General features: G+C 63.4%; 17 protein-coding genes. 10 read left to right on the forward strand and 7 right to left on the reverse strand.

The features are described 5' to 3' along the window. The first annotated feature begins 73 nt into the window (after nt 1-73). A complete protein-coding gene (gene xth / locus ABMA32_RS10380) occupies nt 74-868 on the forward strand; it encodes an exodeoxyribonuclease III (RefSeq protein WP_349013693.1) in 795 nt (264 codons plus the stop codon). 6 nt (nt 869-874) lie between these two features. Here the strand turns inward: xth and ABMA32_RS10385 are convergent, their stop codons facing one another. Then, nucleotides 875-1,306 (reverse strand): TerB family tellurite resistance protein, encoded by a 432-nt coding sequence (locus ABMA32_RS10385; protein ID WP_349013694.1) that lies wholly within the window; start codon nt 1,304-1,306, stop codon nt 875-877. A gap of 142 nt (nt 1,307-1,448) precedes the next feature. Between ABMA32_RS10385 and ABMA32_RS10390 the strand changes: the two genes are divergently transcribed. From ABMA32_RS10390 to ABMA32_RS10400, 3 genes are all read left to right on the forward strand, one after another. Beyond that, nucleotides 1,449-2,234: a TSUP family transporter gene (locus ABMA32_RS10390; RefSeq protein WP_349013695.1), complete on the forward strand. Its 786-nt coding sequence runs from the start codon at nt 1,449-1,451 to the stop codon at nt 2,232-2,234. Nucleotides 2,235-2,378: 144 nt separating this feature from the next. Continuing rightward, nucleotides 2,379-3,197 (forward strand): helix-turn-helix domain-containing protein, encoded by an 819-nt coding sequence (locus tag ABMA32_RS10395; protein WP_349013696.1) that lies wholly within the window; start codon nt 2,379-2,381, stop codon nt 3,195-3,197. 63 nt (nt 3,198-3,260) lie between these two features. Then, nucleotides 3,261-3,665: a VOC family protein gene (locus tag ABMA32_RS10400; protein WP_349013697.1), complete on the forward strand. Its 405-nt coding sequence runs from the start codon at nt 3,261-3,263 to the stop codon at nt 3,663-3,665. On the opposite strand, the gene ABMA32_RS10405 is transcribed toward ABMA32_RS10400, so the two are convergent. From ABMA32_RS10405 to ABMA32_RS10415, 3 genes are read right to left on the reverse strand one after another with little or no spacing between them, the layout of a single operon-like run. After that, a complete protein-coding gene (locus ABMA32_RS10405; RefSeq protein ID WP_349013698.1) occupies nt 3,662-4,330 on the reverse strand; it encodes a DUF2161 domain-containing phosphodiesterase in 669 nt (222 codons plus the stop codon). The genes ABMA32_RS10400 and ABMA32_RS10405 overlap by 4 nt on opposite strands. Nucleotides 4,331-4,373: 43 nt before the next feature. Next, the gene (locus tag ABMA32_RS10410; protein ID WP_349013699.1) at nt 4,374-5,843 is read right to left on the reverse strand and encodes a cobyric acid synthase; all 1,470 of its coding nucleotides are present in this window, start codon (nt 5,841-5,843) and stop codon (nt 4,374-4,376) included. Beyond that, nucleotides 5,840-6,352, reverse strand: coding sequence for a dimethylsulfonioproprionate lyase family protein (locus ABMA32_RS10415; protein WP_425475516.1), 513 nt, complete (start codon nt 6,350-6,352; stop codon nt 5,840-5,842). Before ABMA32_RS10415 ends, ABMA32_RS10410 begins: the two co-directional genes overlap by 4 nt. Nucleotides 6,353-7,579: 1,227 nt before the next feature. On the opposite strand from ABMA32_RS10415, the gene ABMA32_RS10420 reads away from it, so the two are divergent. Then, nucleotides 7,580-7,708: a hypothetical protein gene (locus ABMA32_RS10420; protein WP_349013701.1), complete on the forward strand. Its 129-nt coding sequence runs from the start codon at nt 7,580-7,582 to the stop codon at nt 7,706-7,708. Nucleotides 7,709-7,993: 285 nt separating this feature from the next. Here ABMA32_RS10420 and ABMA32_RS10425 read toward each other — a convergent pair whose 3' ends face one another. The 3 genes from ABMA32_RS10425 to ABMA32_RS10435 form a co-directional block, all read right to left on the reverse strand. Further along, nucleotides 7,994-8,350 carry a hypothetical protein gene (locus ABMA32_RS10425; protein ID WP_349013702.1) on the reverse strand — a complete coding sequence of 119 codons (357 nt, stop codon included), beginning with the start codon at nt 8,348-8,350 and terminating at the stop codon, nt 7,994-7,996. A 70-nt stretch (nt 8,351-8,420) separates the two neighbouring features. Further along, nucleotides 8,421-9,800 carry an aspartate aminotransferase family protein gene (locus ABMA32_RS10430; protein ID WP_349013703.1) on the reverse strand — a complete coding sequence of 460 codons (1,380 nt, stop codon included), beginning with the start codon at nt 9,798-9,800 and terminating at the stop codon, nt 8,421-8,423. 230 nt (nt 9,801-10,030) lie between these two features. After that, a complete protein-coding gene (locus ABMA32_RS10435) occupies nt 10,031-11,197 on the reverse strand; it encodes an MFS transporter (RefSeq protein ID WP_425475517.1) in 1,167 nt (388 codons plus the stop codon). A gap of 248 nt (nt 11,198-11,445) precedes the next feature. On the opposite strand from ABMA32_RS10435, the gene ABMA32_RS10440 reads away from it, so the two are divergent. The 5 genes from ABMA32_RS10440 to ABMA32_RS10460 all read left to right on the forward strand — a co-directional run bounded on the left by ABMA32_RS10440 (nt 11,446) and on the right by ABMA32_RS10460 (nt 18,005). Then, a complete protein-coding gene (locus ABMA32_RS10440) occupies nt 11,446-11,622 on the forward strand; it encodes a hypothetical protein (RefSeq protein WP_349013704.1) in 177 nt (58 codons plus the stop codon). A 126-nt stretch (nt 11,623-11,748) separates the two neighbouring features. After that, nucleotides 11,749-13,326 carry a trimethylamine methyltransferase family protein gene (locus ABMA32_RS10445; RefSeq protein WP_349013705.1) on the forward strand — a complete coding sequence of 526 codons (1,578 nt, stop codon included), beginning with the start codon at nt 11,749-11,751 and terminating at the stop codon, nt 13,324-13,326. A gap of 158 nt (nt 13,327-13,484) precedes the next feature. Continuing rightward, nucleotides 13,485-14,006 carry an endonuclease domain-containing protein gene (locus tag ABMA32_RS10450; protein ID WP_425475518.1) on the forward strand — a complete coding sequence of 174 codons (522 nt, stop codon included), beginning with the start codon at nt 13,485-13,487 and terminating at the stop codon, nt 14,004-14,006. Between the two features lie 50 nt (nt 14,007-14,056). Then, the gene (locus ABMA32_RS10455; RefSeq protein WP_349013706.1) at nt 14,057-16,630 is read left to right on the forward strand and encodes a GcvT family protein; all 2,574 of its coding nucleotides are present in this window, start codon (nt 14,057-14,059) and stop codon (nt 16,628-16,630) included. A 10-nt stretch (nt 16,631-16,640) separates the two neighbouring features. After that, on the forward strand, nt 16,641-18,005 hold the full coding sequence (locus tag ABMA32_RS10460; RefSeq protein WP_349013707.1) for a M24 family metallopeptidase: 1,365 nt from the start codon (nt 16,641-16,643) through the stop codon (nt 18,003-18,005). The last annotated feature ends 29 nt before the right edge of the window (nt 18,006-18,034 follow it).

An 18,034-nucleotide genomic window follows, 5' to 3' on the forward strand; every position in this document is an offset into this window, starting at 1 on the left:
CCGTGTCAGCAATGAAGAAGGGCGCCCGTTTTGGGGATGAACGGCAGCACTTCTTCATGCTAACCATCCGGCCATGAAGATCGTCACCTGGAACATCAACGGCGTGCGCGCCCGCATCGGCAACCTGCTGCACTGGCTGCAGGAGGCGAGCCCGGACATTGTCTGCCTGCAGGAAATCAAGACGGTGGATGAGGGTTTCCCCCGGCTTGAGGTCGAGGCGCTCGGCTATCATGTCGAGACGCACGGCCAGAAAGGCTTCAACGGCGTGGCGATCCTGTCGAAGCTGCGCTTCGACGAGGTCAATCGCGGCCTGCCTGGGGATGACAGCGACGATCATGCGCGGTTCATCGAGGGCGTGTTCTCGACGGCGAAGGGCGCGCTGCGGGTGGTGTCGCTTTACCTTCCGAACGGGAATCCGGCCGACGACCCCGTGAAATTTCCCTACAAGCTGGCGTGGATGGCGCGCCTGGAGCGCTGGGCGAAGGAGCGGCTGGAGCTTGAGGAGCCACTGGTGCTGGCGGGCGACTACAACGTCATCCCCGAGCCAATCGATGCGCGTTTTCCTGAAAACTGGGTGAACGACGCGCTGTTCCAGCCGGTCACGCGGCAGGCGTTTCGGCGGCTGGAGAACATCGGCTTCACGGAAGCCGTGCGCGCCACGACCGAGGCCGGCGGCGTCTATACGTTCTGGGACTATCAGGCTGGCGCGTGGCAGAAGGACAACGGCATCCGCATCGACCATTTGATGCTGTCGCCCGAGGCCGCCAACCTGCTGGCGTCAACCTCGATCGACAAGCATGTGCGCGCCTGGGAAAAGCCGTCGGACCATGTGCCGGTGGCCGTGGAGCTGAAGCTGGAAGCCGCTTGAGACGCTTCAGCTCGTTGACTTGACCACGTCCACCGGGGAAATGCCGAGCAGATCGAGGGTGCGGCGAAGCAGGCGCACTTCGTTTTCGGCAAGGTTGCTGTCAGCCTTGGCGATCGCCGCCATGTGGCGGGCGAGTTCCTTGCGACGGTCGATGTCGAGTTCCCTGAACATGTCGATCGCCTGCGCGCCATTGGTCTCGTAGCCGAAGTCGTTGAGGTAATCGATCACGCCCTGCATGCTCTCCTCGCCAATGCCGAAGGACTCCTTGCAGATGCGGCGGAAGACGGCCATTTCGGCATCGGAAACCTGCCCGTCGGCGAGAATCATGCGGAAAAGCAGCAGCAGTTCGGCCGAAAGCACGGGATCGTCGGCGACCTTGCGGACGCCCGGATCGCCCTCGAAAATTCCCCTTATCTGGGCAAGCAACCCCGTAGCCATGGACATCCCCGACCTGTGACCTTCTTCAGACATCCGCTTACGCTAGCGCGAAATGCGTCTTGCGCAAGTGGGCCGCATGTGGTGGAAGCGCGTTAATTTTCGGGCGTCGATGCCCCCCCCTGTCCGCGCTCCAGCCGCACCAATGTCCGATCTCGCGACGCACGTCATCCTCCTGCTTGCCCTCGCCGCATTCGTGGCGGGCTTCATCGATTCGATCGCAGGCGGTGGCGGGCTGATCGCCATACCGGCCCTGCTGCTAGCCGGCTTTACACCCTTCGAAGCGCTCGGCACCAACAAACTGCAAGGCCTGTTCGGATCCGGATCGGCCGCGTTGCATTATGCGCGGCAAGGCAAGGTCGATGTTCGCCAGCAATTGCCGTGGGCGGTGCTCGGTTTCGCAGCCTCGGCCATCGGAGCGCTGGTTGCGACGTCGATCCCAGGGGACGCGCTGCGGATCGCGCTGCCGGTGGTACTGGTAGCGATCGCACTCTATTTCGCGCTGAAGCCCAATTTGGACGACTTGGATCGCGCACAGCGGATCGGCCCGACCGCCTTCGGGCTCGCGATCGTACCGCTGATCGGCTTTTACGACGGCGTGTTTGGGCCGGGCACCGGCTCATTCCTGATGCTCGCTTTCGTCTCTTTGGCGGGCTACGGCCTGCTGAAGGCGACCGCGCATACCAAGTTCCTGAACTTCGCGACCAATCTCGGAGGTTTCGCCGCCTTCGCAGCGGTCGGAGTGGTGTCGTGGAAGATCGGGCTGATCATGGGTGTGGCGCAGTTCGCGGGCGCACGCCTGGGCGCCGCGCTGGCGCTGAAGAACGGAGCCAGGCTGATCAAGCCGCTGCTCGTTATCGTGTGCGTAGCCATGGCGCTGCGGCTACTCGCAGACCCCACGCACCCGGTGCGCGCCCTGCTTGGCGTTTGAACCAAAGCCCCATAGGATCGTTGCAAGCGAATCGTGAGCTGAACCCTGGGGGTTCAGGGTAGCTCAGGCAACGGAGGCGTCCGGTCCCTCGACCGGGCGCTTTTCTTTTGGATCGCTCCCTTTCCTGCTATCGTAAGCGCCACCATGACGACGCACGACGATCCCCGCCCGCCCGCAGCGCCGCCGGTTATCCAGACCGCCTGGCGGCAACCGCGCGCCGCATTCGCCGGGATCGTCACTCAGATCGTCGGCTACCGCGAAACAGGCGGCGGTCGCCTGCGGCAGGTCGAGGCGGCCTCGCTCGACATACCGTTGGTGATCAGTTTCGGCGACCCCTTCGCGATCGGCCTGGGTCGGGATCCGAGCGACAATGAGCGCTACGGCAGCTTCACATCCGGCTTGTTCGCCGGCCCGGTGACGATCGATTCCTTCGGCGCCTCCCACTGCCTGCAGATCAACTTCACGCCGCTGGGCGCGCGGCAGTTCTTCGCGATGCCGATGACGGAACTGAGCGAACGCATGGTGGCGCTGGACGATGTGCTCGGCGCGGCAGGCGGGTCGCTGCGCGAGCAGCTCGGCGCTACGGCGGACTGGGAAAGCCGTTTCGATCTCGCGGAAGCATTTGTCGCGGATCGGCTCGCCAAGGCACATGCGCCAGCAGCCGATGTCGCCTGGGCCTTCGATGCGATCGCGGCAACGGGTGGAGCGAGGCGCATCGCGTCGATTGCCAGGGAAATCGGCTTGAGCCGGAAGCATCTGGTCGATCGCTTCCGCCGCGAGGTCGGGCTCGGACCGAAATCGGTCTCGCGCATCGTGCGGATGCGTCGCGCCCTTTCGGCAGCGGGCAGCGGCGACGGCTGGGCGGATATCGCGGCCGATTGCGGCTACGCGGACCAGGCGCACATGGTGCGCGAGTTCCGGGACCTTGCCGGCCGCACACCGTCTACGCTGGCGATCGGGTAACATTTCTTCAAGCCGCGACGGGCGCGGTCATGGCAGAACGGCTCCATTCACAGGGAGCATCACATGACAACCGGACAGAACATCTACCCGACCTTCCGCTACCGCGACGCAGCCGCCATGATCGAATGGCTGGAAAAGGCGTTCGGCTTTGCCGTCCACGAGCAGCACATGCAGGGCGACAAGGTTGGACACGCCGAACTGGCCCTCGGCGGGTCGATCATCATGGTGGGCGACGCACGCGACGATAAATTCGGCGGGATGGTCGGCGAGCCCGGAGAAAACGGAGGCAAGGCGCTCTATATCGCGTTGGACGACGTGGACGCGGTCTATGCTACGGCAAGGGTCGCTGGCGCGAAAATCCTGCAGGAGCCAGTCAACCGCGACTATGGCAGCCGGGAATTCATCTGCGCTGACCCGCAAGGGAACGTCTGGAGCTTCGGCACATATCATCCGCAGGCGCGATCCTAGCCGACGGGAGCGTCAGACTGCGGCCACCGCACAAGCGCGGCATGGCCGGCGTCGGTGAGCACATAGACGCCGCGCTCGGCCCTCTCGAACCAGCCGTAGACATTGTGCAGCAGGATCTTGCCGGCGCGCGGCGTCAGGGTCGCAAGATCGCGCGGACGTCGCGGGCCTTGCGCCATCGCCGCCGCGCAGGTGAGAGCATCCTGCCGGTAGGCCGTCATGACGGGAGAACGCGTGCTGCCGCCGACCGCAGGATCGCCGCGCCTGCGCCGGTGTTCCTCGATCAGCATCGACCGCTTCCTCGGATCACGCCTCGGAGCCGGGGCAGCGGGGCTGAGCAGCAGTTCGACCGCGCCGCGCGAGGTGACTCCGATCAGCCCGAACCCCAGACGCCGGCAGAGCGCTCGAAACCGGCTGTCGGATTCCCGACCCTTGCCGCGCGCCGACATGACGGCGGCCAGCCAGACTTCGTCCGAGGCGCTGGCACGGTCGACAGCCTGCAAGATGAGTTCCAGATTGAACTGCATCTTCAACTCGCAGATGACGACAACCGGCGGTTCGCTTTTGCGCAGGCCGACGATATCGCAATTGCCGATCTCGCCCTTGACGACGAAATCGAGGCTTTCGAGGAATTTCTTAACCGGGGCATAGAGGGAAACTTCGGCCATGCCTTGGGTATAGCCGATTCGATGCGGTTCCCGGGAGAACGTATCAGCGGGCGGCAGCGAAGATGGCGCTGCAGTCGAGATGGCGTTCGAGATGCGCCGCGAGTTCGTCGAGCGCGCGCTCGACCTCGGCGCGGTAATCCAGCCCCCCGCCCCTGACGCCGAGGCTCTCCAGAAACCTTCCACGGAACGCGTCAGCCCCGAAAAGCCCATGCAGATAGGTCCCGAACACCTTGCCGTCCGACGAGGTCGCTCCATCCTCGACGCCATTGATGACGGCGGTCGGGCGCAGGCAGTCGGGGCCGGTGGTGCGGCCGAGATGGATTTCGTAGCCCGACAGCGGCGCGTCGTAGGTCAGGGAACGTGCCTCGACGTTGCGCACGGTCTTCTGGGGCTCCATGATGGTCTCGACATCGAGCAGGCCAAGCCCATCGGTCTCGGTGACGCTCCCCTCGATGCCGCGCGGATCGCGCACCACGCGGCCAAGCATCTGGTAGCCGCCGCAGATGCCGACGACATGCCCGCCCCGCCTGCGATGTGCCGCGAGATCGGCATCCCAGCCGTTCCGGCGGAAGTCGATCAAATCGGCGATGGTGGACTTGGAGCCGGGGATCACGACGAGGCCGGCATCGTCAGGCAGGGGATGGCCGGGCGCGACAAACACGAGCTCGACCTGCGGCTCGGCCTTGAAGGGATCGAGATCATCGAAATTTGCGATGCGCGACAGCATTGGTACGGCGATCTTGAGCGGACGCGGGCTGCCGGACGCCAGCCGCTCCAGCACGACGGAATCCTCCGACGGCAGCATGGCGGCGGCGTGCAGCCAGGGCACGACGCCGAAGCACCGCCAACCGGTGAATTTGTGGATGGCGTCTATGCCATCATCAAACAGCGAGGCGTCGCCGCGAAATTTGTTGATGAGGTAGCCGACGATCATGCGGCGATCTTCCTCAGACAGGATGACATGCGTGCCGGCAAGCGAGGCGATGACGCCGCCGCGGTCGATGTCGCCGACGAGAATGACGGGAACGTCGGCGGCGGTTGCAAACCCCATGTTGGCGATGTCGCGCGGGCGAAGGTTGATCTCGGCTGGAGACCCCGCGCCTTCCACGATGACAATATCCGCCCCCTCCCCGACCTTGTTCCAGGAATCGAGCACGGCCTCCATGAGGCGCGGCTTCAGCAACTGGTAGTCGCGCGCCTTTGCTTGCCCGCACACCCTACCCTGCACGATGATCTGGCTGCCGACATCGCTCTGGGGCTTCAGCAGGATCGGGTTCATGTGAATGGAAGGCGCGACGCTGCAGGCGATCGCCTGCAGCCATTGCGCACGGCCGATCTCACCGCCATCGGACTGGCCGGGGATATCGGCAACGGCGGCATTGTTCGACATGTTCTGCGGCTTGAAAGGGCGGACGACCATGCCGCGATTGCGCGCGACGCGACACAAGCCGGCGACCAGCACGGTCTTGCCGACATCGGATCCCGTGCCTTGGAGCATGATGGCGCGTGTCATGCCTCGGGCTTCTCCACAACGCCGGTGATCGTCGAGCGTGCTGCAAGCGGCCCACCGCGCCAGAGGTAAAAGGCGAGCAGAGGTTCGTCGCCGGTGCGCATGGCGTGGCTGACATTGGACGCGTGGTGGATGATTTCGCCCGCGGCGCGCCTCCGCCACGGGCCGCCATCCATCCGCCAATCGGTGCCGCCGGTCAGCGGAATGTAGACTTCCTCCGCCACGTGGTGATGGTCGGGATATTCGATATCAGGCCCAAGAATGAGGAAGCCGCCGGCGATCGTGTCGTTCACGAAATGCCCGCGTGTGCCGAAGACTTCAAGCCAGCCGTAGTTGTCTATGAAACGGGGCCCGAAATCAGACGCCGTATAAGTTTGGCCCCAATGCAGATTTTGCGCTCCATCGCGCAGGGATCCTGCAAGGCCGCGCCCCCTGACTGCCGAAATCTCGGCGATGCGATCGAGGTGAGCGAGACAGGGCAGCGGACGTGGCGCCAGATTTCGCACGGCCATTTCCCGTTCCGTGGCCGACACGAACGAACGAACAACAGCGTCGTCGAGGTCGGCCAGGAAACTCCGTACACCGGAAAGGATTTTTTTTGCGGGATCGCCCAACGCTTCGCTCGCCGTTAATAGGCGCGCACATTGGTCGAGTTTCGCCGCTACGCCTAGCTGGAAAACGGCATAGCGAGCCGCGACCCATGTTCGCGCCGGGGCGGGAGGCTGACGCAACGGCAACGCAATTTAATCAAAAAAATCGCAAATTTAGGTTTGCTTAAGCTCTCGATAACCACGCGGTAAGAATGTCACTCTACAACTCATTGCACGGCGGACATCGCAGCCGCCCGACGCTCCGGATCAGGTCTCGCGTACCGGAGCCGTTACCTTCGCAGCGTACAGTACGCGAGGGGCCATGCGTTGAATGGCAAAACCGCGCTCCGCAGGCGCGGTTTTTGCCTTTTTAGCCATCGCAGCAAATCACCCCGCCAGATAGAATCCGCCAACCACGAAGCCGACTATGACCGCATAGCTCAGGCTGAAGAGCACGAATTGCTCGGCGAGGCGCATGACAATTTCCTTCCAAAGAAAAGGCCCGCCGGCTGGAGGTCCGGCAGGCCCTTGATAGGGAATGTTTGGGGCGCCTTGATAACACTGACGCGGACGAAAAGTTCCGTGTGACGCCATTTACGCAACCAAAGCCTTGATGACGCCGCAATACAATCCCATATAGCGTCCATCGCCTCCTTGGTGCGGGAAGGTCTGGACAGATGGTCCGTGAGATCCCCCAGTTTGAGGCGGTTATTTGTGCCGGTCGACGGCGCGGTGACCACGAATGAACCGGCACCACGCAATGTCTCGGAAACGAAGGGAAGCGGGCTTTGGGCCCGCTTTTTTGTTGTTTGGCATGAGCGACGGAACCGAGCCCCTTGCCGGCAGTTAGGGCGATGGTCGTTCCCTCAACGGCCAGGAAGCTCGTTGACGAGCATTTTCAGGCAACCGGAGACGGGCTTCCGCTTCGTGAGGGAACCAAGACTTCTTCCGCGCCGGTCGTTCCATTAACCCACGACCAGGAAAGTCAGCCAACGCGTGTGTTTGCACTTGCGGTGGCGGGCTTCTTTCTCCTGCCCACCCCTTGGATCCATTAGATGAGCCGGCCTCTGTATTCGGCGCTTCCGAATTTGACTCAACGGTCGGTTGTCGGGAAGGTCGTAGTTTGCAGGTGAAAGAATGGAGGGCAGAATGCTTCGAACGTCTTCGCGTCGATCCTACCTGAAGCCTACGGTGAAGAAGTCTCTGGTGCTGCTGCAATCGGTGACTGCCCAGACGACATCGCCTATTGATCCGGGTACGGGGGGCGGAGGCACCTGAACATCACCGCATAGCGAATGAACATCACCGCATAGCGAACTCGTACCCACCTGACCGCCCTTAACGTCGGCAACGGAACCCTCTTGCGTTTTCCGCATTGATGCAGGGAAAACCAACTGGGAGAACACTATGTTTCGTGGCGGACTTTTGTGGCTGATTGGTATACCGATTCCGGTGATCATCATCCTGTGGCTGCTCGGATATCTCTGATCCACGCCGCAGGGATGCGAAAAGGGCCTGTCCAAGCGACAGGCCCTTTTGCTTTTCAAACAAAGAAATCGCTTGCTAGCGCTTTGACAGCCGACGGTAATTTGCGCTGACGCGGCGGCTGGCGGGTGCAAGCGCCGCCTGCATGGAACGCTCCACGGCCGCGCCCGAAAGCATTGCTGGCGTCTTGCCCGAAAAGACATCCGGCCAGAAAGACAGGGCAGACGAAAACAGAGACCACTGGGCGGCGACAATGCCTTCGGCGGCGGCTTCGATCTTTTCGGTGACGGCCAGACCCGTTTCCGAAGCCAGTTTGCCGACAGTGCCGGCCTCCGCGGCCAGCAGAGGCAGGCGCATGGCGGCAACCATCGGCGCCAGCGCAAGACCGGTCGGGACCGCGATTACGTCGTAACGTCTGGAACGACGATTTTTCATGCTCCGACCCGCCTCTGTGATGCAGTCATATAACGTCGGGCCGGAGACGCGGTTGCGCAAGAGGGCAGCGCTATTTTCCTGCGAGGTCTGCCTGAGCCAGATCGAGCGCCTTGAGGATGATGTCGCAGGCCTCGTCGATCGTCTCGCGCGTCCAGATGAGCGGCGGCGACAGGATCATGGTGTCGCCGGTGGCGCGCAGCATGAGGCCGTTGGCGATGGCGTGGTCGCGGATGACGACGGCGGCGCTGCCCGACGGCTTGTAGCGCTCGCGCGTCTCCTTGCTTCGGACGATCTCGATGGCGCCCATCAGGCCGATGGCGCGCGTTTCCCCGACCAGCGGATGGCCGAAGATGCGCTCGCGCAGCTGCTGCTCGAAATACGGGCCGGTGTCGGTCTTCACGCGCTCCACCAAGCCTTCCCGCTCGATGATCTCGATGTTGCGCAGGCCCACCGCGCAGGCGACGGGATGTCCGGAATAGGTGTAGCCGTGGAAGAACTCGCCACCCTTCTCGATCAGCGTCGAGGCGATTCGGTCTCCGACGAGCAGAGCCGACAGCGGCAGATAGCCCGACGTCAGCGCCTTGGCGGTGGTGATTGTGTCTGGCTCGATGCCGTAATATTGCGAGCCAAACCATTCGCCGGTGCGGCCGTAGCCGGTGATGACCTCGTCGACCATCAGCAGGACGTCGTACTTGCGGCAGATGCGCTGGATCTCGGCCCAGTAATTCCTGGGCGCGATCTTGACGCCCCCTGCCCCCATGACGGGTTCGCCGATGAAGGCGGCGACATTGTCGGGGCCAGCTTCGAGAATGGCATCCTCGACCGCCTTTGCCGCCCGCAGGCCGAAAGCCTCTTCACTCTCGCCCGGTTCGGCATTCTCGAACGCATAGGGCGGCATGACATGGACGATGCCGGGTACCGCGCCGCCAAGCTGGCCATGCATATGCTTCATGCCGCCGAGCGAAACGCCGGCAACCGTCGAGCCGTGATAGGCGTCGCGGCGCGAGATGATGATGTTCTTCTGCGGCTCGCCCTCAAGCACCCAGTAGTGGCGGACCAAGCGCAGCGCCGTGTCGTTGGACTCGGAGCCCGAAGAGCCGAAGAATACCTGGTTGACGTTTTTCGGCGCGAGGTCGGCCAGCTTCTGGGCCAGCAGCACCGGCGTCGGCGTCGTGCATTTGAAGAAGGAGTTGTAGTAGGGCAGCTCCAGCATCTGCTCGTAAGCGACTTCGGCGAGTTCCTTGCGACCGTAGCCGACCGCCACGCACCAGAGCCCCGCCATGCCGTCGAGGATGCGGTTACCCTCGCTGTCGTAGATATAGGCGCCGTCGGCGCGCACGATCATGCGCGAACCGGCGGCCCTGAGTTCGTTGTGGTCGGTGAAGGGATGGAGATGATGCGCTGCGTCGATCGCCTGCAACTGCTTCAGCGAATAATTCTGATAGGTCATGATGTCGTGCCTCAAAGTTGAATCAAGCCGGCAAGGGGTTCGACCCTGGCGCGGCGGCGGATTCAGAGGCACAAGGGCGGCGAGTAGCCGATCCGGGCGCAAAGCCGCAGAAGCTCGGCGCGCAGCGTCCGCCGCGAGGGGCGGACCGCGGCGTCGAGCGTCGAAAATGTGCGGCGGCGGATCATAGGTCAGTCATAAAGAGATCGCGGACGCGCTTCAAGCGGCAGGCTTCAGGCGTCGCGCCGGCGCACGACCATCAACACGCCGAGGACCAGTATGATCGCGCCCAGCGCTATCGGCAGGCCCGGCTGGCCGAATACGTCCATCGCAGCCCCCGCCACCGGCGGCACGATGATGCCGCCGACGCCCCACATCATCGCGAAGGCCGCGTTGCCTGCGACAAGCATCGGCCCGGTGAAGCGTTCGCCGAGTTCGATGATGCTCATGGTGTATATGCCGTAGGTTGCCGCCCCCCAGAAGAAAAGGAGCGGCCATATGAGCGGCGTTTCGATCATAAGCGGAAGCAGGATGCAGCCAATCACGGCAAGCACCACGCAGCCGAACTTGACCTGACGCGCGGACGTGCGCTCGGCGACAAGGCCGAGCGGGACCTGGAGCGCGATGTTGCCGGCGATCAGCGTTGCCAGCAGCGCCGACATGGTGACTTCGTTGATGCCGTGCTGGGTGCCGTAGACCGGAAGCAAGGCGAGCACGGCTTGCTCGAAGCCGGCGGCGATGAGCACCGACACCGCAAGCAGCCATGCGATCGGGATGAAGCCGATGACCGATGCGCTGTGCCCCTCCTCTCCCCGCATGTCGGGCAGACGCGGGAGCACCACCAGCAAGCATCCTGCGCAGACCAGGAACGCGACGATGCCAATGAGGAACGGCGGCCAGCCTTCCGAACCGACGAGAAGCAGGCAGAGCGGACCGGCCGCGAAGCCGGCCGAGATTATGGTTGTGTATATGCCCATGATGCGGCCCCGACGCGACGGGGGTGCGAGTGCGATGATCCAGACCTCGGACAGCACATAGAGCGGGTTTATGACCGCACCGAGCAGGAAGCGCAGGACGAACCAGGCGTACAGATCCTGCGTCCAGCCGATCAGGGCAAGCAGGATCGCGGCCAGAAAGGCGCAGGTCAGCGCGGTGCGTTTGGCGCCGAACCTGCGCGAGACGACCGGGATCAGCGGGGACGAAACGATGAAGCCGATCGGCGACATCGCCGCCGACAATCCGATCATCGCAGGCGAGACGCCCTGCCGTCCCAGGATGAAGGACAGCAACGGGTAGGTCAGGCCCTGCGCGATGGCAAAGACCGAGACTGTGGCGATCACTCCGGCAAGTGCCGCCCAGGGCGTCTGTTCGACTGCCGTATTGTGACGCGCGATGGTCAAAATGGAGAGCCTGTCTGATTGTCGCGCGGAACACATCAGCGGCGCGCGCAAAAGGCAATCGAGGGGAGCACAGGACCAAGCAAAATCGACCTGTGAGCCAGCCTGTCGCCATGACCGATTATGACCGAAATCGCCCGTATTAATTATATCAATTTTGTATCAGCCACATAACTGGCGCAGCATCGGTCAGTTACTTTGGGTTCCTATGTGAGTGCTCAAGGCGGCGGGTGCACGCCATGGAGTCTACAATGGAACAGAGTTGGACGTTTGACAGATATGACGTGCCGTCGGGCGACCTGGAATTCTGGGCCATCCGCCGGGGCAAATTTCCCAGGGCCGAGACCCAGGGCCGTCGCAGGCAGATGTTGATGCGGACGGGCGTGGCGGTGCTGGCAGCTGTAGCGGTGGGCGTTGCGTTGGTGTGAAACGCCGGCCAACGCCGCCGCGTCGGCCAATGTCGCTTCCCTCGCTCTAGTGGTCGCCGCCTCCGCAATGCGGTGGCTTGCGCCAGTCCATGATGAAGTCGAAACCTGCTTCATCATGAGGGTACCATGACCGCCGCGCTTCATCCGGCAGAACCGACGCTCGCCACCGACAGGGGTCGCCGTGGCGGCCGGGCGGGCAAGCGCGCCGGCGGGGCGGCTGCTTTCGACCAGCCGGCCTTCCGGCAACTGAAAAACCCCTTCGCGCCCACGAAACTTGTCTCGGATGACGAGCTGGAATCGATTCACCGCGCCTCGCTGCGCGTGCTGAAGGAAATCGGCGTCGACGTGCTGCACGACGAAGCGCGGCGCATCATGAAGGCGCATGGCGCAGACGTGCGCGAGGGTACGGAACGCGTGCGCTTTGACGCCGACATGATCCTGGAGACGATCGCGAGCTGCCCAAGCGAATTCACGCTGCATGCGCGCAACCCCGAGCATAATGTGCGCTTCGGGGGCAACAATCTGATCTTTTCGCAGATGGCCTCGGCGCCGAACTGCTCGGACCTCGACAATGGGCGGCGCGCCGGCAACCAGGCGGACTTCAGGAACTTCCTGAAGCTGGCGCAAGTGCACAACATCCTGATGACGACAGGCGGCTACCCCGTTGAACCGGTGGACATCCACCCGTCGATCCGCCACCTCGAATGCATCCGCGACCTGTCCTTGCTTACCGACAAGGCGTTCCACATCTATTCGCTCGGCAAGGAGCGCAATGTCGACGGGATCGAGATCGCCCGCATAGCGCGCGGTATTTCGCGCGAGCAATTGCAGGACGAGCCTTCGGTTTACACGATCATCAACACCAATTCGCCGCTGAAACTCGACGTGCCGATGATGGAGGGCATCATCCAGATGTCCGGCAACGGGCAGCTTGTGATCGTGACGCCGTTCACGCTGGCGGGTGCGATGGCGCCGGTGACGGTCGGCGGCGCGCTGGTGCAGCAGAACGCCGAGGCGCTGGCGGGCCTCGCGTTTACGCAGATGGTGAAGAAGGGGGCGCCGGTCGGCTATGGCGGGTTCACCTCCAATGTCGACATGAAGTCGGGCGCGCCGGCCTTTGGCACACCGGAATACATGAAGGCGCAGATCGTCGGCGGGCAGCTCGCACGGCGGTACGGTATTCCCTATCGCAGTTCCAACGTCTGCGCCGCCAACCAGGTCGACGCACAGGCGGCCTACGAAAGCGTCTTCTCGCTGTGGGGGCTGATCCAGGGCGGCGCGAATTTCGTGCTGCACGCAGCCGGCTGGCTGGAGGGCGGCCTGCGCTGCTCCTACGAGAAGATGATCCTCGACATCGACCTGTTGCAGATGGTGGCGGAGTTCCTGCAGCCGCTCGATCTGTCGGAGGATGCGCTCGCCGTTGACGCCATTCGCGATGTAGGCCCTGGAGGCCACTTCTTCGGCACACCCCACACGCAGTCGCGCTACAAGACCGCATTCTATTCGCCCGTCATCTCCGACTGGCGCAATTTCGAGACCTGGGCGGAAGCAGGCAGCCCGACCGCGCTGGAACGCGCCAACCGGGTCTGGAAGGAGCGGCTGGCGGCCTACGAGAGGCCGGCCATCGATCCCGCGATCGAGGAAGAGATCAACGCCTTCGTCGACAAGCGCAAGGCCGAAGGCGGCGCGCCGACGGATTTTTGAGTTCGGCAGCCCGTGACGTGGATTGTTTTACGGTGAGTTCAGGTCGACCCCCACTCCGTCACGCTACGCGTGACACCTCTCCCCCGCTCGACGGGGGAGAGGAAAGGCGCGCGTCGGCCGACCTTGGCTCCTTTCCTCTACCCCCGCAGGGGGGAGAGGTGGCGTCGCGGAGCGACGACGGAGTGGGGGTAGGCGCTTCCCAAACGCGAAGCAGGCGCAAGGCAGGCGCCACAGCGCGTGCGCGCAAACTCCGCCAGGGCGACAATCAGGCAGAGGCTTTGCTGTGGTTGGAATTGAAGCGTCGGAAACTCGGCGGCCATAAATTTACACGGCAATTTCCAGTTGGTCCCTACTTTGCCGATTTCGCTTGCCGTGAACGATGGCTTGTCGTCGAACTCGACGGCTCGCAGCACGCCGACAGTACGTATGACCGCCGTCGCGACGAACTCATGCGTTCGCTGGGCTATTCGGTGATGCGCTTCTGGAGCCATGAGGTTGTGAAGCACCGGAGCTCGGTGTGCGAAACGATTCTGGCTGCACTTGACGGCAGGCTCGCCGAAGTCGTTACCGCTTCTGATTTGCGTTTCGTTTACGCAGGTGCCCAACGGCCCAACAACACCGCTGATCGACCCACACTCCATCACGCTGCGCGAGACACCTCTCCCCCGCTCGACGGGTGAGAGGAAAGGCGCGCGGCAGATTCAATTTTTCATCTCACGGAACGAACCACATGAAATCCCACGTAAAGGCGGTTGTCATAGGCGGCGGTGTCGTCGGCTGCTCGGTGCTTTATCATCTGGCTCGCGCCGGCTGGACCGACGTAGTGCTGATCGAGCGCTCCGAACTGACGTCCGGCTCGTCATGGCATGCGGCGGGCGGTTTCCATACGCTGAACGGCGACCCGAACGTCGCCAAGCTGCAAGCCTATACGGTGCAGCTCTACAAGGAGTTGGAGGAGCTTTCCGGCCAGTCCTGCTCGCTGCACCTGACCGGCGGCGTGATGATGGCCGATACGCCCGAGCGCATGGACTTCCTGCGACTGGCGCACGCCAAGGGCCGCTATCTCGGCATGGACACCGAACTGATCACGCCGTCGGAAGCCAAGGCGATGTTCCCGCTGATGGACGAGACGAATTTCGTCGGGGCCATGTGGGATCCGGTCGAAGGCCACCTCGATCCGTCCGGGACAACGCATGCTTACGCCAAGGCGGCGCGCAAGCTGGGCGCGGAGATCGTTCTGCGCAACCGGGTCGTCGAGCTGACGCAGGAAGTGGACGGCACATGGAACGTCGTCACCGAACAGGGCACAGTTCAGGCCGAGCATGTCGTGAACTGCGGCGGCCTGTGGGCGCGCGAGGTCGGCCGGATGGTCGGCGTCGAACTGCCGCTGCTCGCGATGGAACACATGTACCTGCTGACCGAGCCGATGCCGGAGGTCGAGGAATTCAACAAATCGACCGGCCGCGAGATGGTCGGCGTGCTCGATTTCAAGGGCGAGATCTACACCCGGCAGGAGCGCAACGGCGTGCTGCTCGGCACCTATGAAAAGGCCTGCAAGCCGTGGTCGCCTGTGGAGACGCCGTGGAACTTCGGCCATGAGTTGCTGCAGCCGGACATCGACCGCATCGCGCCGTCGCTTGAAATCGGCTTCAAGCATTTCCCCGGCATCGAAAAGGCTGGCATCAAGCAGATCATCAACGGCCCCTTCACCTTCGCGCCCGACGGCAACCCGCTGGTCGGCCCGGTGCAGGGCCTGACCAACTTCTGGTGCGCCTGCGCCGTCATGGCAGGGTTCAGCCAGGGCGGCGGCGTGGGGCTCGCGCTTTCAAACTGGATGGTGAATGGCGATCCCGGCTTCGACGTCTGGGGCATGGACGTGGCGCGCTTCGGCGAATGGGCAAGCCTGCGCTACACCAACGCCAAGGTGCGTGAGAATTATTCGCGGCGTTTCTCGATCCGCTTCCCCAACGAAGAACTGCCGGCGGCGCGCCCCGCGCAAACCACCCCGCTCTACGACACGATGGTCGCGAACAATGCCGTCATGGGCGATAGCTGGGGCCTGGAAACGCCGCTCTGGTTCGCGCCGAAGGGGACGGAACCGAAGGACATCGTCTCCTATCGCCGCTCCAACGACTTCGAGCATATCGGCAATGAGGTGCGGAAGACGCGCGAAAGCGTCGGCGTCACCGAGATCGCCAACTTCGCGAAATATGAAGTCAGCGGAACTGGTTCGGAGGATTTCCTGAATCGGCTGATGACCAACCGCATGCCGAAGACCGGCCGCATCGTGCTGACGCCGATGCTGAACGAGCAAGGCAAGCTGATCGGCGACTTTACGATTGCCAAGACCGGCGGCGACAAATTCATGATCTGGGGATCGTCAGCCGCGCAGAAATACCACATGCGCTGGTTCGAGAAGCACCTGCCGAAAGACGGCAGCGTGCGCATCCACCGTTTCGACCAGACACTGGTCGGCCTCTCCATCGCCGGCCCGAACAGCCAGAAGCTGTTGCAGAAGCTGGTTGATGTCGACGTGTCATCGAAGGCTTTCAAGTTCATGGACTTCCGCGAGATGGCGGTCGGCGGCGCACCGTGCATGGTCAACCGCATTACCTATACCGGCGACCTCGGCTACGAGATCTGGATGGCGCCAGCCTACCAGCGACTCGTCTACAAGGCGATCAAGGAGGCGGGCGCGGAGTTCGGCATCGTCGATTTCGGCATGCGCGCTTTGCTGTCGATGCGGCTCGAAAAGAACTTCCCGACATGGTTCCGCGAGTTGCGGCCGATCTACGGGCCTTTCGAGGGCGCGATGGATCGCTTCATCAAGCTGGAGAAAAACGACTTTGTCGGCCGCGAGGCCGCGGCGAAGGAAAAGGCGGATGGTGGCGCGCTTCGTCGCGTCTCCCTGATCGTCGATGCGCTTGATGCCGACGTGATGGGCGACGAGCCAATCTGGGCCAAAGTCGGGGGCAAGGACTTTGGCACGGTGGAAAAGCCGCACGGGTACGGCGCGCCGCGTTTTGACGCGTCCGGCAAGGAGGCGCGCGGGTCGACGGCCGCGACCGGCGCGTCTGCCGTGCGCGGCATCACCGACGGCGAGTGGCGGGTCGTCGGGTGGGTGACGTCGGGCGGCTTTGCGCACTACGTCAACAGGTCGATGGCGCAGGGCTACGTGCCGACGGCACTGGCGGAGAATGAGAGCGACGGCCTGTTCGAGATCGAAATCCTCGGCGAACGCCGCCCTGCCCGCATCAACGTCGAGCCGCCGTTTGACCCGGATGGCGGGAAGATGCGGGGGTAGCCCGCTCCACATGGACACGCCGTCGAAAGGCAATTTCGGCCGCCATCGCAAGATCATGCCCTTCGAGCCGGGTGCCAAGACGGATGTCGAGACCCTGCGCCAGCAGGCGCGCGAAAAGGCGGCGGCGCTGAACCAGCATATGCTGGGCTATGGCGAGACTGCAGAACGAGAATGGGCGGCGGCGGGTATCGCGGCGCCGGATTTGCCGGCGATGCGCGCGTATCGGCTGGAGCGCATCCGCGCCGAACTGAAGCGACGCGACTATGCCGGCGCGCTGCTCTACGATCCAGTCAACATCCGCTACGCGACCGACAGCACCAACATGCAGCTTTGGGTCGCGCACAACCCGACGCGCCACTGCTTCGTCGCGACCGAAGGGCCGGTGGTGCTGTTCGATTATTTCTCCTGCGAGCACCTGTCGGATCATTCCGGCGTGGTGGACGAGGTACGGCCGGCGGTGTCGTGGATGTATCTCTACGGCGGCGAACTGACGGACATGAAGGTGCGTCGCTGGGCCGGTGGCATCGCCGAGCTCGTGCGCGAGCATGGCGGCGGCAACATGCGCATCGCAGTGGATCACCTGAATCCGGAAGGCGTCGGGGAACTGGCGAAACTTGGCATCGGCATCGGCAATGGCGAGGCGGTGATGGAGAACGCGCGCCTCATCAAGTCGCCGGACGAGATTCTGGCCATGCGCCGCGCGATCGTGGCCTGCGAGTGTGCAATGGGTGAGATGGAAGCGGCGCTGAAACCGGGCATCAGCGAAAACGAGCTGTGGGCCGAACTGCATCGCGCCAACATCGCGCGCGGCGGCGAATGGATCGAGACGCGTCTGCTGTCGTCAGGCCCGCGCACCAATCCGTGGTTCCAGGAATGCTCGTCGCGAAGGATCGAGGCCGGCGACCTCGTCGCCTTCGATACGGACCTGATCGGACCCTACGGTTTCTGCGCCGATCTCTCGCGCACATGGCTCTGCGGCGACGGAAAGCCATCCAAGGAGCAACGCGATCTCTTTCGCATCGCGGCGGACCAGATCGCTCACAATACCGAACTGATGCAGCCCGGTATGGGATTCCGCGACCTCGTGGAGCGCTCGACGGTGCCGCCGCCGGACTGCTTTCCGACGCGCTACGGCGTGCTCTATCACGGCGTCGGGCTGGCCGACGAATATCCCACCTTGCCGCATGCAGCGGACTGGACGAACGACACGCCGGACGGCGTGCTGGAGCCGGGTATGGTGCTCTGCGTGGAAAGCTATATCGGCAGGCTCGGCGGGCATGAAGGCGTGAAGATCGAGGAACAGATACTGATCACAGAAGCAGGCAACGAACAGCTTTCAAGTTATCCGCTGGACTCGCGCCTGCTAGGCGGCTGAGCGAACAACGCCGCTACAAAGCTTGACGC

Source organism: Mesorhizobium quangtriensis (assembly GCF_040081925.1).
GTDB classification, from domain to species: domain Bacteria; phylum Pseudomonadota; class Alphaproteobacteria; order Rhizobiales; family Rhizobiaceae; genus Mesorhizobium_K; species Mesorhizobium_K quangtriensis.

Excerpts from the sequence above, each read along its gene's own strand:
- xth (WP_349013693.1), top strand. The coding sequence starts at position 74 with ATGAAGATCGTCACCTGGAACATCAACGGCGTGCGCGCCCGCATCGGC.
- ABMA32_RS10385 (WP_349013694.1), bottom strand. The coding sequence starts at position 1,306 with ATGGCTACGGGGTTGCTTGCCCAGATAAGGGGAATTTTCGAGGGCGAT.
- ABMA32_RS10390 (WP_349013695.1), top strand. The coding sequence starts at position 1,449 with ATGTCCGATCTCGCGACGCACGTCATCCTCCTGCTTGCCCTCGCCGCA.
- ABMA32_RS10395 (WP_349013696.1), top strand. The coding sequence starts at position 2,379 with ATGACGACGCACGACGATCCCCGCCCGCCCGCAGCGCCGCCGGTTATC.
- ABMA32_RS10400 (WP_349013697.1), top strand. The coding sequence starts at position 3,261 with ATGACAACCGGACAGAACATCTACCCGACCTTCCGCTACCGCGACGCA.
- ABMA32_RS10405 (WP_349013698.1), bottom strand. The coding sequence starts at position 4,330 with ATGGCCGAAGTTTCCCTCTATGCCCCGGTTAAGAAATTCCTCGAAAGC.
- ABMA32_RS10410 (WP_349013699.1), bottom strand. The coding sequence starts at position 5,843 with ATGACACGCGCCATCATGCTCCAAGGCACGGGATCCGATGTCGGCAAG.
- ABMA32_RS10415 (WP_425475516.1), bottom strand. The coding sequence starts at position 6,352 with ATGGCCGTGCGAAATCTGGCGCCACGTCCGCTGCCCTGTCTCGCTCAC.
- ABMA32_RS10420 (WP_349013701.1), top strand. The coding sequence starts at position 7,580 with ATGCTTCGAACGTCTTCGCGTCGATCCTACCTGAAGCCTACGGTGAAG.
- ABMA32_RS10425 (WP_349013702.1), bottom strand. The coding sequence starts at position 8,350 with ATGAAAAATCGTCGTTCCAGACGTTACGACGTAATCGCGGTCCCGACC.
- ABMA32_RS10430 (WP_349013703.1), bottom strand. The coding sequence starts at position 9,800 with ATGACCTATCAGAATTATTCGCTGAAGCAGTTGCAGGCGATCGACGCA.
- ABMA32_RS10440 (WP_349013704.1), top strand. The coding sequence starts at position 11,446 with ATGGAACAGAGTTGGACGTTTGACAGATATGACGTGCCGTCGGGCGAC.
- ABMA32_RS10445 (WP_349013705.1), top strand. The coding sequence starts at position 11,749 with ATGACCGCCGCGCTTCATCCGGCAGAACCGACGCTCGCCACCGACAGG.
- ABMA32_RS10455 (WP_349013706.1), top strand. The coding sequence starts at position 14,057 with ATGAAATCCCACGTAAAGGCGGTTGTCATAGGCGGCGGTGTCGTCGGC.
- ABMA32_RS10460 (WP_349013707.1), top strand. The coding sequence starts at position 16,641 with ATGGACACGCCGTCGAAAGGCAATTTCGGCCGCCATCGCAAGATCATG.